Origin of the sequence: Candidatus Erwinia dacicola, from assembly GCF_001756855.1 — a bacterium.
Taxonomy (GTDB): domain Bacteria; phylum Pseudomonadota; class Gammaproteobacteria; order Enterobacterales; family Enterobacteriaceae; genus Erwinia; species Erwinia dacicola.
Window position 1 is genome coordinate 1 of record NZ_MAYS01000268.1, and the last position, 12,753, is coordinate 12,753.

At 55.2% G+C, this 12,753-nt stretch carries 13 protein-coding genes and 1 pseudogene; 9 read left to right on the top strand and 5 right to left on the bottom strand.

Translation table 11 applies throughout. The features are described from left to right. Positions 1–337 precede the first annotated feature (337 nt). The 6 genes from aspS to ruvB all read left to right on the top strand — a co-directional run bounded on the left by aspS (position 338) and on the right by ruvB (position 5,763). Positions 338–2,125: an aspartate--tRNA ligase gene (aspS, locus tag BBW68_RS07970; protein WP_070134759.1), complete on the top strand. Its 1,788-nt coding sequence runs from the start codon at positions 338–340 to the stop codon at positions 2,123–2,125. Continuing rightward, positions 2,125–2,559 carry a dihydroneopterin triphosphate diphosphatase gene (nudB, locus tag BBW68_RS07975; RefSeq protein ID WP_070134761.1) on the top strand — a complete coding sequence of 145 codons (435 nt, stop codon included), beginning with the start codon at positions 2,125–2,127 and terminating at the stop codon, positions 2,557–2,559. The genes aspS and nudB overlap by 1 nt, the downstream gene beginning before the upstream one ends. A 180-nt stretch (positions 2,560–2,739) precedes the next feature. Beyond that, on the top strand, positions 2,740–3,483 hold the full coding sequence (locus BBW68_RS07980; RefSeq protein ID WP_070134763.1) for a YebC/PmpR family DNA-binding transcriptional regulator: 744 nt from the start codon (positions 2,740–2,742) through the stop codon (positions 3,481–3,483). 31 nt (positions 3,484–3,514) lie between these two features. Beyond that, complete coding sequence (gene ruvC / locus BBW68_RS07985; protein WP_070134765.1) at positions 3,515–4,036, top strand: crossover junction endodeoxyribonuclease RuvC; 522 nt, start codon at positions 3,515–3,517, stop codon at positions 4,034–4,036. A 92-nt stretch (positions 4,037–4,128) separates the two neighbouring features. Next, the gene (gene ruvA, locus BBW68_RS07990) at positions 4,129–4,743 is read left to right on the top strand and encodes a Holliday junction branch migration protein RuvA (RefSeq protein WP_070134767.1); all 615 of its coding nucleotides are present in this window, start codon (positions 4,129–4,131) and stop codon (positions 4,741–4,743) included. A gap of 9 nt (positions 4,744–4,752) precedes the next feature. Continuing rightward, positions 4,753–5,763: a Holliday junction branch migration DNA helicase RuvB gene (ruvB, locus tag BBW68_RS07995; RefSeq protein ID WP_070134769.1), complete on the top strand. Its 1,011-nt coding sequence runs from the start codon at positions 4,753–4,755 to the stop codon at positions 5,761–5,763. Positions 5,764–5,804: 41 nt separating this feature from the next. Here ruvB and znuB read toward each other — a convergent pair whose 3' ends face one another. Together znuB and znuC are read right to left on the bottom strand one after the other, a co-directional pair. Further along, positions 5,805–6,590, bottom strand: a complete 786-nt coding sequence (gene znuB, locus BBW68_RS08000) for a zinc ABC transporter permease subunit ZnuB (protein ID WP_070134771.1) — start codon at positions 6,588–6,590, stop codon at positions 5,805–5,807. Continuing rightward, positions 6,583–7,341 (bottom strand): zinc ABC transporter ATP-binding protein ZnuC, encoded by a 759-nt coding sequence (gene znuC / locus BBW68_RS08005; protein WP_070134776.1) that lies wholly within the window; start codon positions 7,339–7,341, stop codon positions 6,583–6,585. Before znuC ends, znuB begins: the two co-directional genes overlap by 8 nt. 77 nt (positions 7,342–7,418) lie before the next feature. Here znuC and znuA point away from each other — a divergent pair, with 77 nt between their 5' ends. The 3 genes from znuA to lpxM all read left to right on the top strand — a co-directional run bounded on the left by znuA (position 7,419) and on the right by lpxM (position 10,764). Then, a complete protein-coding gene (gene znuA / locus BBW68_RS08010) occupies positions 7,419–8,321 on the top strand; it encodes a zinc ABC transporter substrate-binding protein ZnuA (RefSeq protein WP_070134779.1) in 903 nt (300 codons plus the stop codon). A gap of 11 nt (positions 8,322–8,332) precedes the next feature. Continuing rightward, the gene (gene mepM, locus BBW68_RS08015; protein ID WP_070134781.1) at positions 8,333–9,658 is read left to right on the top strand and encodes a murein DD-endopeptidase MepM; all 1,326 of its coding nucleotides are present in this window, start codon (positions 8,333–8,335) and stop codon (positions 9,656–9,658) included. Positions 9,659–9,792: 134 nt separating this feature from the next. Then, on the top strand, positions 9,793–10,764 hold the full coding sequence (gene lpxM / locus BBW68_RS08020) for a lauroyl-Kdo(2)-lipid IV(A) myristoyltransferase (RefSeq protein WP_070134783.1): 972 nt from the start codon (positions 9,793–9,795) through the stop codon (positions 10,762–10,764). A gap of 5 nt (positions 10,765–10,769) precedes the next feature. Here lpxM and BBW68_RS08025 read toward each other — a convergent pair whose 3' ends face one another. The 3 genes and pseudogenes from BBW68_RS08025 to BBW68_RS08035 all read right to left on the bottom strand — a co-directional run. Beyond that, a complete protein-coding gene (locus BBW68_RS08025; RefSeq protein WP_070134785.1) occupies positions 10,770–12,008 on the bottom strand; it encodes an MFS transporter in 1,239 nt (412 codons plus the stop codon). Positions 12,009–12,122: 114 nt separating this feature from the next. Continuing rightward, positions 12,123–12,422 (bottom strand): annotated as a pseudogene (locus BBW68_RS16290) (IucA/IucC family C-terminal-domain containing protein); the annotation flags it as partial. A gap of 62 nt (positions 12,423–12,484) precedes the next feature. Beyond that, a partial coding sequence (locus BBW68_RS08035; protein WP_186821305.1) for an ATP-binding protein occupies positions 12,485–12,753 on the bottom strand: 269 nt, incomplete at its 5' end.

A 12,753-nucleotide genomic window follows, 5' to 3' on the forward strand; every position in this document is an offset into this window, starting at 1 on the left:
TCGAACTTGAATCCGCCGCCTCTAATTTATCCGGGGTGATTCAGTAACACATAAGGCATTTATTTTCATCGTACGTTCCCTGTATCAAGTCGTGTCCGAGTCCTGAATTTCGACACTAGCGCCAGCAGATGGGCTTCGCCAGTTGCTTTATTGACCGCTTTATGAGATTGGAAAGCTTCTTGCGTTTTTTATGCGCGGTTGCACTGATGACCGCACTTATCCTGTGAGGCGTTTTCCATTACAATAGTCGCCATTTTTCGCGGCAGCAGCGCTCCTCAGAGCAGGGTATTGATTGAAAATGCTGCACCCGCAGCGCTGTAGTTAAAAGGATATCATTATGCGTACTGAGTATTGTGGACAGATCAACCTGTCATATGTAGGCCAGCAGGTGACACTGTGCGGTTGGGTTAATCGCCGTCGCGACCTAGGCAGCCTGATCTTTATTGATATGCGCGACCGTGAAGGTATTGTGCAGGTGTTCTTTGACCCGGACCGTCAGGAAGCTTTCAAGCTGAGTTCTGAGCTGCGTAACGAGTTCTGCATTCAGATAACCGGCACCGTGCGTGTGCGTGATGAGAAAAACAAAAACAGCGATATGGCGACCGGCGAGATCGAAGTGTTTGCTACCGACCTAACCATCCTTAACCGCTCCGAGCCGCTGCCGTTAGACTCCAACATGGCTAACAGCGAAGAAGCGCGTCTGAAATATCGCTACCTCGACCTGCGCCGCCCGGATATGGCTATCCGCCTGAAAGCGCGTGCCAAAATCACCAGCTTTGTGCGCCGCTTTATGGATGAGCACGGTTTCCTCGATATCGAAACCCCGATGCTGACCAAGGCAACGCCGGAAGGTGCCCGCGACTACCTAGTGCCAAGCCGCGTACATAAAGGCAAATTCTATGCGCTGCCACAGTCGCCACAGCTGTTCAAACAGCTGCTGATGATGTCCGGTTTTGACCGCTACTATCAGATCATCAAATGCTTCCGTGATGAAGATCTGCGCGCCGATCGCCAGCCAGAATTTACCCAGATCGATATAGAAACCTCGTTTATGACGGCGCCACAGGTGCGTGAGATCATGGAACGTCTGGTGCGCGATCTGTGGCTCGATGTGAAGTCTGTCGATCTCAGCGATTTCCCGCAGATGACCTTTGCAGAGGCGATGCGTCGTTACGGCTCTGATAAGCCGGACCTGCGTAACCCGATGGAGCTGGTGGACGTTGCTGACCTGCTGAAAGACGTGAAGTTTAAAGTCTTCTCCGGCCCGGCGAACGATGCTAAAGGGCGCGTTGCCGCACTGCGCATGCCGGGTGGTGCGCAGTTTAGCCGCAAGCAGATTGACGATTACGGTAAGTTTATTGAAATCTACGGTGCCCGTGGCCTAGCGTATATCAAGGTTAACGAGCGTGCTAAAGGCTTAGAAGGGATCACCGGCCCGGTGGCTAAGTTCCTAAGCGCGGAAATTGTTGAATCTATTCTGGCGCGCACTGCTGCTGCCGATGGCGATATGATCTTCTTCAGCGCTGACAGTGCCAAAGTGGTGGCCGATGCGCTGGGTGCGCTGCGCCTTAAGCTGGGACGTGACCTGAAAATCACCGACGAAGCCGCGTGGAAACCGCTGTGGGTGATCGACTTCCCGATGTTTGAAGACAATGGCGAAGGCGGCCTGACGGCGATGCACCACCCGTTCACCGCGCCTAAAGATATGTCACCAGCCGAGCTGAAGAGCGCGCCGGAAACGGCGATTGCCAATGCTTACGATATGGTGATTAACGGTTACGAAGTGGGCGGCGGTTCGGTGCGTATCCACAATGGCCAGATGCAGCAGACCGTATTCGGCATTCTGGGTATTGCCGAGCACGAGCAGCGCGAGAAGTTTGGCTTCCTGATGGATGCTCTGAAGTTCGGTACACCGCCGCACGCTGGTCTGGCCTTTGGCCTTGACCGCTTGGTGATGCTGCTGACCGGCACGGAAAACATTCGTGATGTTATCGCCTTCCCGAAAACTACCGCTGCGGCCTGTCTGATGACCGAAGCGCCAAGTTTCACTAACCCGGCTTCACTGGCTGAGTTGGGTATTGAGGTGATTAAGAAGGTCAAAGACCAGTCGTTAAAGAACGAATAATGGCCTTCAAGCATCCGGTATCAGTACTGGTAGTGGTTTACGCCGCCAATACGGGGCGGGTGCTGATGTTGCAGCGGCGCGATGATGTGGATTTCTGGCAGTCGGTCACCGGCAGCCAGGAAACATGGGAAAGCCCTGCACGTACCGCGCAGCGCGAAGTACTGGAAGAGACTGGAATTGATATTTGCGCGGAGCAGCTCACATTAGCGGACTGCCAGCGTCATATAAACTTCGAAATCTTTCCGCACTTCCTCCACCGCTATGCGCCGGGCATCACCCATAACCGGGAACACTGGTTTACCCTAGCGCTGACGGCGGAGTGCGACATAACGCTGAGCGAGCATCTGGCCTTTCAGTGGCTGGACGCCCCTGCTGCTGCCGCGCTTACCAAGTCTTGGAGTAACCGCCAAGCAATTAAAGAATTCGTCGTGTAAATTTGGTTTTATCTTTTGAACTTAGCCAAACGTTCAGGCGTTATCGGCACAGTGAGTTTGTTCACCGCCAGCGCACAGGAAGCGGAGCGTACTGCGGTACGTGAGCATTTTGCGCACTGCCGGGGGACAAAATCGCCAGCAAGATAGCCTGTCCGGTGCCAATTGGGAGACTAATAGGAAATGGCGGGACATAGTAAGTGGGCAAATACCAAGCACCGCAAGGCTGCTCAGGATTCCAAGCGCGTTAAAATCTTTACCAAAATCATCCGTGAGCTGGTGACGGCTGCCAAACTGGGCGGCGGTGATGCTAGCTCTAACCCGCGCCTGCGTGCGGCAATGGATAAAGCGCTGTCCAACAACATGACGCGTGACACCATGAACCGTGCGATTGCACGCGGCGTGGGCGGCGATGATGATTCCAACATGGAAACCATCATCTATGAAGGCTACGGCCCGGGCGGCACCGCCGTCATGATTGAGTGCCTGTCTGACAACCGTAACCGTACCGTGTCTGAAGTGCGTCATGCCTTCACTAAAACCGGCGGTAACCTAGGGACTGACGGCTCGGTTGCATATCTGTTTACCAAAAAAGGCGTGATCTCTTACGCACCTGGCCTAGATGAAAATACGGTGATGGATGCAGCGCTGGAAGCCGGTGCTGATGACGTGGTGACCTATGATGATGGCGCGATTGACGTGTTCACCCCTTGGGAAAACATGGGCGCGGTGAAGGGTGTTCTGGAAGCGGCAGGTCTGCCAGCGGAAAGCGCTGAAGTCAACATGATCCCATCGACTAAAGCAGATATGGATGCGGAAAGCGCGCTAAAACTGCTGCGTCTGATCGACATGCTGGAAGATTGTGACGACGTTCAGGAAGTTTACCATAACGGTAAAATTTCTGACGAGGTGGCGGAAACGCTTTGATAGCTGCTCCATCGCTCCGCAGGAGCGCGTAATGGCGATCATCCTTGGTATTGACCCTGGTTCGCGCATTACCGGCTACGGTGTGATCCGCCAGGTTGGGCGGCAGTTAACCTATCTGGGCAGCGGCTGTATCCGCACCAGCGTGGCCGACTTACCCACCCGTCTGAAGCTGATCTACGCGGGCATCAGCGAAATTATCACGCAGTTCCAGCCAAAATATTTTGCTATCGAGCAGGTGTTTATGGCGAAGAACGCGGACTCGGCGCTGAAGCTCGGTCAGGCGCGCGGTGCGGCCATCGTCGCGGCGGTTAATCAGGATCTGCCAGTGTTCGAATACGCAGCGCGTCAGGTCAAGCTGACCGTGGCGGGAACGGGCGGTGCGGAAAAGAGCCAAGTGCAGCACATGGTGCGCACCTTGCTCAAACTTCCTGCTAACCCGCAGGCGGATGCGGCCGATGCGCTGGCCATTGCTATCACCCACTGTCATCTGAGCCAGAACGTCACGCGTATTTACGAAGGGAAACTGACCCTTGCATGCGGCCACCTGATTTAGCTTCCACCCCGAAATTCCCAGCAGGCTGGATATTCATCCATCCTTTTTTATGCTATAAACTCCCCACTTATGGTTATCTGAAGAAAGCGAATGTGATAGGTCGTCTGAGAGGCATTATCCTGGAAAAGCAGCCGCCCGTGGTGTTAATTGAGGCCAACGGCGTGGGTTATGAGGTGCAAATGCCGATGACCTGTTTTTATGAGCTTCCCGAACTCAATCAAGAAGCGATCATCTTTACCCAGTTCGTGGTGCGTGAAGATGCCCAGCTGCTGTTCGGCTTTAACAGTAAGCCCGAACGTGCGCTGTTTCGCGAGCTGGTGAAAGTGAATGGCGTTGGGCCGAAGCTGGCGCTAGCGATCCTCTCCGGTATGTCGGCACAGCAGTTTGTCACTGCCGTTGAGCGTGAAGAGATCGCCGTGCTGGTGAAACTGCCGGGCGTGGGCAAGAAAACCGCCGAGCGTCTAGTGGTCGAAATGAAAGACCGCTTTAAAGGCATGCACGGCGATCTGTTTGCCAGCGATGCACCGTTTACCCTGACTAGCGAAATGCCGGTGGAAACGGGTAACAATGCTGAAAGTGAAGCCGTTGCTGCGCTGGTAGCGCTGGGGTATAAACCGCCAGAGGCCAGCCGGATGATCAGTAGAGTGGGCAAACCTGATGTCGACTGTGAAACTTTAATTCGCGAAGCCCTGCGCGCAGCCATTTAGAGGTAAAGCATGATTGAAGCCGATCGCTTAGTCTCTGCCGGGGTTATTTCAGAGGAAGAGGTAATTGTCCGCGCGATTCGTCCGAAGATGCTGGACGAGTACGTCGGCCAGCCTGCGGTGCGCGAACAGATGGAAATCTTCATCAAAGCCGCCAAAATGCGCCGCGATGCACTCGACCATCTGCTGATCTTCGGTCCTCCGGGCCTCGGAAAAACCACGCTGGCCAATATTGTTGCCAATGAGATGGGGGTTAATCTGCGAACTACCTCCGGGCCGATTCTGGAGAAGGCGGGCGATCTGGCGGCAATGCTTACCAACCTTGAACCTCACGACGTGCTGTTTATCGATGAGATCCACCGCCTTTCGCCGGTAGTGGAAGAGGTACTGTATCCGGCGATGGAAGATTATCAGCTGGATATCATGATCGGTGAAGGGGCGGGTGCGCGCTCGATCAAACTTGACCTGCCGCCGTTTACGCTGATTGGCGCTACCACGCGCGCCGGCTCGCTCACCTCGCCGCTGCGCGACCGCTTTGGTATCGTGCAGCGTCTGGAGTTTTATCGAGTGGAAGATTTGCAGCATATCGTCGGGCGCAGCGCAGCCTGCCTCGGTTTGCCGCTGACCGATGATGGCGCGCGGGAGATCGCCCGCCGTGCGCGCGGTACCCCGCGTATCGCCAACCGCCTGCTCAGGCGCGTGCGTGACTTCGCGGAAGTGCGTGCCGCCGGGGAGATGAGTGGTGATATCGCCTCGAAAGCGCTGGATATGCTGAGCGTCGATACTGAAGGTTTCGACTATATGGACCGCAAACTGCTGCTGGCGATTATTGATAAGTTTATGGGTGGCCCGGTCGGGCTGGATAACTTGGCGGCGGCGATTGGCGAAGATCGCGAAACCATTGAGGATGTGCTGGAGCCATTTTTAATCCAGCATGGCTTTATTCAGCGCACGCCGCGCGGGCGTATTGCCACCGGGCATGCCTATAAGCATTTTGATATCTATCGCCCGACTTCTCCGTAGGGGCGAGGCATGCCTCGCCCGTTGCCTGCAACCCAGTCAGGTTAAACTGCCGGTTCCTTCACCATACTCAGCATAAACAACACAGCAGCACCCAGCACCACGGAAGGGCCAGTCGGTGTGTCATAAAACGCCGAGAAGGTCAGGCCTGCGGTGATGGCCAGCATGCCAATCACAATGGCAAGCAGAGCCATCTGTTCCGGGGAACGGGCAAAGCGGCGAGCGGTGGCGGCAGGAATAATCAGCAGGGAAGTGATGATCAGCGCCCCGACAAACTTCATTGCCACGCCAATGGTCAGCGCGGTGATTAGCATCAGAATCATTTTGGTACGCTGAATGTTCACCCCGTTCACCTGTGCCAGCTCCGGACTGATGGTTATCGACAGTAGCGCGCGCCACTGCCAGCCCAGCAGCAGCATCACCACCGCCACGCCCGTCGCAATCGTCCACAGATCCTGTGGCGTGACGGCCAGCAGGTCGCCAAACAGATAGGTCATCAAATCGACGCGCACGTCTGACATCAGGCTGACCACCATCATCCCCAGCGACAGCAAGCTGTGCGCCATAATCCCGAGCAAGGCATCAATTGCCAGATGCGGCCTGCGTTCCAGCCACACTAACACCAGCGACAGCAGCATCATCACCACGATCACCGCATAAAATGGGCTGACGTTGAGCAGCAGGCCAAATGCCACGCCGAGCAGGGAAGCGTGCGCCAAAGTGTCGCCAAAATAGGACATGTGGCGCCAAACCACAAACGACCCCAGCGGACCAGCCGCTAGCGCCAGTAAAATGCCAGCCAGCCAGCCGGGTAATAACAGCTCAATCATTGCGTCCGGTCCCTCTGCGTAAAACAATGCGTCCCTGAAGATCGTGACGATGATTGTGATAATGGCGATAAATGGCCAGCTGCTCGGCACCGCGTGGGCCAAACATCGAGATAAATTCCGGGTGTTGCGACACCGCTTCCGGCGTGCCGGAGCAGCAGATATGGTGATTGAGGCACAGCACCTCGTCGGTTTTCGCCATCACTAGGTGCAGATCGTGGGAAACCATCAGCACGCCGCAGTTCAGCTCGCGACGCAGCTGGTCGATAAGATCGTACAGTGCGACCTGACCGTTAACATCGACGCCCTGCGTCGGCTCATCCAGCACCAGCAGCTGTGGCTGATTGAACAGTGCCCGTGCTAGCAGCACGCGCTGCATCTCACCGCCGGATAATTTCTGCAGGGGGTACTCCCGCAGCTGCGCGGCCTGAACGCGCTTCAGCGCCGGCAGGATATCGGCGCGCTTGACGTCGGGGCGCAGACGTATAAAGCGATCGACGGTTAGCGGCAGGGTGACATCCAGATGAATTTTTTGCGGCACGTAGCCAATCCGAAGCTGGGCAGGGCGCGTCAGCCTACCGGCAGTCGGGGCAATCAGCCCCAGCACCACGCGCACTAGCGTAGATTTACCCGCTCCGTTCGGCCCGAGCAGGGTCAAAATGCGGCCAGGCTGCAGCGCGAGTGAAACATCAGACAGCACGCAGCGCTGACCAAAACTTACAGATATTTTATCAAGGGCTATCAAAGGGGACATATCGATTACAGGTTGCAGAAGTTTGTAAATGTTATAATATCACAATCTATCACCTAATCACGATGAACTGAATCATTATGTTACATAAAAAAATGCGTGCATTTTCAATGCTGGCCGGCCTGAGTGTCGCCGCTTCGCTTGCACTTCCTGCTCAGGCCGCCGTGGTCGCCTCCGTTAAGCCGGTGGGCTTCATCGCCGCAGCCATTGCCAATGGCGTAACCCCGGTCGAAATCCTGCTGCCCGGCGGTGCCTCTGAGCATGATTACGCGCTGCGCCCATCAGACATTAAACGCTTGCAGGACGCGGATTTAGTGGTATGGGTCGGGCCAGAAATGGAAGCTTTTATGACCAAATTGGTCGCTTCACTTCCCGCACAAAAGAGCGCTGAAATGGACACCCTGCCGGGTGTAAAAGCACTGCTGCTGAAGGGAGGAGAAGACGAAGAGCATGAACACCACGGTAAATATAATATGCACCTGTGGATGTCTCCTGAAATAGCTAAGAAAACTGCGGTTGCAATCCATGCAAAATTATTGGAACTTATGCCGCAAAGCAAGGACAAACTAGACGCTAACCTGCAGCACTTTGAAGCAGAACTGTCGTCTGCCGATGCGAAAATCGGTAATCAGCTGTCCCCAGTTAAAGGTAAAGAATATTTCGTTTTTCATGATGCCTACACTTATTTTGAAAAACACTACGGTCTGACCCCATTAGGTCATTTTACCGTTAATCCTGAGATCCAACCTGGCGCGCAGCGTTTACATCAAATACGAACACAGTTGGTTGAGCAGAAGGCCGCATGCGTCTTTGCTGAGCCACAATTCAGGCCGGCCGTGATTGAAGCCGTTGCCAGAGGGACCAAAGTGCGTTCGGGCACGCTGGATCCACTTGGGACGAACATCACCCTAGGCAAAGACAGCTATGTGACATTCCTCTCACAGCTGTCCAGCCAATATGCGAGCTGCCTGAATGGAAAATAGAGGAAACTTAAGTGCAGCAGATTGCCCGCGCTGTCGCTATAGCGTTCAATAATTTACCCCGACCTCACCGCATCATGCTGGGGTCGTTGACCGTCGTTACTCTGGCTTTCACCGTCTGGCAGCCTTACGTTTATCATCCTAGTGGTAAAAACCCAATTGTGAAAACGATCGAGCTGGAAAAGAGTGAGCTGCGCACGCTGCTCCCGGAAGCCAGTGAACCCATCGATCAAGATACGCTGTCCCCTGTTGATGATGTGCCCAAAGATGAAATCGATGAGGATGTGCCTGACGAAAGCGGCACGCACGATTATGTCGTTTCCACCGGCGACACGCTCAGTAGCGTACTGAATCAGTATGGCATCGATATGTCAGATATCAGCCAGCTGGTGAAGGCGGATAAAGATCTGCGGAATTTGCGAATCGGCCAGCAGCTGTCGTGGACTCTCACCGATGATGGCCAGCTTCAGCGCCTCAGTTGGGAAGTCTCCCGCCGTGAAACCCGTACTTACGATCGTTCCGGCGATGGCTTTAAATCCTCCGCGGCGATGCAACAGGGCGAATGGCAGAACAAGGTACTGAGCAGCGTGGTTAACGGCAGTTTCGTGAGCAGCGCCCGTTCGGCTGGCCTGACCGGCGGCGAAATTAGCGCGGTGATCAAATCACTGCAGTGGCAGATGGATTTCCGCAAGCTGCGCAAAGGCGATCAGTTCGCGGTGCTGATGTCGCGTGAAATGATGGACGGTAAAAGTGAGCAGAGCGAACTGCAGGGCGTGCGTATGAGCAGCGGTGGCAAAGATTACTACGCTATCCGCGCTGAAGACGGCAAGTTCTATGACCGCAGTGGCTTCGGTCTGGCGCGCGGTTTTATGCGTTTCCCAACGGTGAAACAGTACCGCGTCTCCTCCAACTTTAATCCGCGCCGCGTCAACCCGGTAACCGGGCGTATCGCGTCGCACAAAGGCGTCGACTTTGCCGTGCCGGTAGGTACCTCAGTGCTGGCGGTGGGTGATGGTGAAGTGATCGTCTCCAAGCGCAGCGGCGCTGCGGGCAACTATGTGACTATCCGCCACGGTCGCCAGTATATGACGCGCTATATGCACCTGAAAAAGCTGCTGGTGAAGCAAGGTCAGAAGGTGAAACGCGGTGACCGTATTGCTCTGTCCGGCAATACCGGGCGCTCCACCGGGCCTCACGTGCACTACGAAATCTGGATTAATAATCAGGCAGTCAACCCATTAACGGCGAAATTGCCGCGTATGGAAAGGCTGGTCGGTAAAGAGCGTCGAGACTACCTTGCGCAGGTGCGTGAAGTGGTGCCTAAGCTACGATTTAAGTAATTCAGCTGCGTGAAAACTGAGCCGATGGGTGTTGCCATCGGCTTTTTTTTGGCAGGCAGAGGCTAAATGACCAATAACATTGCAAATTTGCCCGTCAGCACTATCATAAGCCCGTTATTGTTCAAGGCCAGTGCATGGAAAACAGAAAAAAAAGTAACGTTGAATTTATACCCACCTTTCAGAAATCCTTTCTTTTACCGCGTTACTGGGGGAGCTGGCTGGCGGTAGGTGCCTTTGCCGGTCTGGCGCTGGTTTCCCCGCGCCTGCATGACCCGCTGCTGGGTGCGATGGGGCGTTTTGCCGGCAAGCTGGCGCGCAGCGCGCGTCGCCGTGCTCAGATTAACCTGCTGTACTGCATGCCGGAGAAGACCGAAGCCGAACGCGAGCAGATTGTCAATGAGATGTTTGCCACGGCACCGCAGTCAATGGCGATGATGGCCGAGCTGGCTATTCGCCCGAAGAGCGCGATCAAACGTATTCGCTGGCACGGTCGTGAAATTATCGAACCGATGCGCGCAGCCGGGCAGAATGTGATCTTCCTCGTCCCGCACGGCTGGGCGGTCGATCTCCCGGCGATGGTCTTGGCTTCTGAAGGGCAGCCGATGGCGGCGATGTTCCATAACCAGAGCGATCCGGTTATGGACTATCTCTGGAACAGAGTACGTCGCCGTTTTGGTGGTCGTATGCACGCCCGTAATGACGGTATCAAACCGTTTATAAGCTCTATCCGTCAGGGTTACTGGGGCTACTATTTGCCCGATCAGGACCACGGCGCTGAGCACAGCGAGTTTGTCGATTTCTTCGGCACCTATAAAGCCACGCTACCCGCGCTGGGCCGCATGATGAAGGTGTGTCGCGCCAGAGTGGTGCCGCTGTTCCCGGTATACGATAGCAAAACCCATATGCTGGATATCTGGCTGCGCCCGCCGATGGATGATTTGGTGGATGTGAACGATCAGAAACTTGCGCGGAGGATGAATGAAGAGGTTGAAATCTTTGTGCGTCCGAACCCGGAGCAGTACACTTGGATCCTCAAGCTGATCAAAACGCGTCGTCCGGGTGAAGTGGAGCCTTACGATCGTAAGGAGTTATACCCGAAGAAATAGTCAGTTTACACGTAGGGATAATCCAACGCCGATCGGAGCTTTCTCTCGCGCAGGAATGCACTCACCAGCCAGCACCAGACTAGGCCACAGGCCAGATTTGTTAGGCTGAAAGCACGCGTGCCGTCGCTGAAGTAAGCAAACTTCGCCAGCTCAATCCCCAGCGCGAACACCAGAATACTCACCATACCGAGCATCGCGGCCACGCAGCCTTTGGCTGCGGTGCTGGAAAAAAGCGTCAGACGATACAGTCCGGCATTGACCAGTCCGATGCCGAAGCCATAAATGCTCAGCCCAGCTGTCAGCCACAGATAGCTGTGGCTGTCGTTCAGCGCGGCAATGGTGGCAGTCCCCAGCCCCAGAAGGATCGGCCAAGCGCCAAGGCGCAGCGGAAAGTCGATCGATACGCGGGAAGCCAGCTTACCCAGCGTCAGGTTACCGGCAATAATCGCAACAAACACCGGCAGCTGCAGCAGCGCATAGTCCATGCGCGCCAGCCCCTCGTCCTGGATCAGGATCACCGGCGACAGCGCCACCCAAGCCAAGCAGGGAATGGTGACCAAGCCAATCGCCAGCGAGCCGCTCATCACCTGACGGTTCTTCACCAGCGCTAGGTAGCCTTTGCCGAGTGATTTCAGCGACAGCGACATCTGCTTGTCGCCTGCGGTTTCCGGCATGGTATGCCACAGTCCAACCAGTGCCACGGCGGTCACCACGCCAAACAGCCAGAACATGGTGCGCCAGTCGCTGAACTCAAAGAATGCCGCACCTGCCAGCGGGCCCGCTAACGGTGCCAGCAGGGCGACGTTGGCCATCAGCGCCATAATGCGCACGCTTAGCGTCTCGTCAAACGCTTCCTGAATGGCGGCATAGCCGACGGCACCAATAAAGCACAGGCTGATGCCCTGCAGGAAACGCAGCAGGACAAACTGATCAATGCTCTGCACCCAGTGGGTTGCCATACAGGTAAGCATAAAGAAGGCTACGCCCGAGAGCATCACTGGGCGGCGACCAAGCTTGTCGGACAGCGGCCCGAGCGGCCACTGCAGCACAATGCCGCCGATCAGATAGGCGGTCAGCGAGGCGGATACCCACTCCGGGCCGACCTTAAACTCGCTGGTCACCAGCAGCATGCCAGGCTGGATCATGTCATTGGCGATATAGGTGGCAAACTCAAACAGCACCAATGACAGCGGGAAAATCAGATGTCGCCGGGTAAGGCTTACTATGGGGATAAATGACGCCATTCCGACTCTCTCCTAGAATTAACGAAAAGTAAAAAAGCGCGGCCGCCTGAGCGCCTGAGAAGCGACCACGCTAACATACCGCATTTTTACCTGATAACACTGCACAATTATGAATTATCGAAAACGGGCAATCGGATTGTGCAATACGCCGGAAAACTTTAGGTTCTCTGCCGGATCGGCTAAGTTGATCATCTGCTGGTTGTTGTTCGCCAGCTGCAGGCGGTTAAGGCAGGAGCGCTGGAACTCTTTGGTAAATAGATCGTAGCGCGCAAACTTGCGGGCGTGCTGTGGATGCGCCTGCTGATACTCCTGCACGCAGTTAGCCACGGCCTGCCAGAAACGCGCTTAGGGCAACGTGGTGGACTGGTTGAGAATGGCGCTGACAAAGCGGAAGATGCAGTCGAAAACGTCGGTTGTCAATACCGATCGAATTCTGCCCCACCCTGCCAAAGTAAAACTGACCCACCCCCTTTGAATTACTCGAACGTTGTTGCTTTCGTTTTCTTCTGGATTTGACCGCTTTTCAGCTTATCCTTCAGTCGGTAGCATTGGCCGCTGATTTGGGCGATATGCGCATGGTGAAGCAGCCGATCCAGCATCGCTGCCGTCAGCGTTTCGTTATCACCAAACGTTCCGGACCACTGAGTAAACGGCAGGTTGCTGGTCAGGATCACGCTGCCTGACTCATAGCGTTTAGCAACGACCTGAAAGAACAGGTTCGTCTCCATTTTACCGAACGGCAGAT

Excerpts from the sequence above, each read along its gene's own strand:
- lpxM (WP_070134783.1), top strand. The coding sequence starts at position 9,793 with ATGGAAAACAGAAAAAAAAGTAACGTTGAATTTATACCCACCTTTCAG.
- nudB (WP_070134761.1), top strand. The coding sequence starts at position 2,125 with ATGGCCTTCAAGCATCCGGTATCAGTACTGGTAGTGGTTTACGCCGCC.
- BBW68_RS08025 (WP_070134785.1), bottom strand. The coding sequence starts at position 12,008 with ATGGCGTCATTTATCCCCATAGTAAGCCTTACCCGGCGACATCTGATT.
- ruvC (WP_070134765.1), top strand. The coding sequence starts at position 3,515 with ATGGCGATCATCCTTGGTATTGACCCTGGTTCGCGCATTACCGGCTAC.
- znuA (WP_070134779.1), top strand. The coding sequence starts at position 7,419 with ATGTTACATAAAAAAATGCGTGCATTTTCAATGCTGGCCGGCCTGAGT.
- BBW68_RS07980 (WP_070134763.1), top strand. The coding sequence starts at position 2,740 with ATGGCGGGACATAGTAAGTGGGCAAATACCAAGCACCGCAAGGCTGCT.
- ruvB (WP_070134769.1), top strand. The coding sequence starts at position 4,753 with ATGATTGAAGCCGATCGCTTAGTCTCTGCCGGGGTTATTTCAGAGGAA.
- aspS (WP_070134759.1), top strand. The coding sequence starts at position 338 with ATGCGTACTGAGTATTGTGGACAGATCAACCTGTCATATGTAGGCCAG.
- znuC (WP_070134776.1), bottom strand. The coding sequence starts at position 7,341 with ATGTCCCCTTTGATAGCCCTTGATAAAATATCTGTAAGTTTTGGTCAG.
- znuB (WP_070134771.1), bottom strand. The coding sequence starts at position 6,590 with ATGATTGAGCTGTTATTACCCGGCTGGCTGGCTGGCATTTTACTGGCG.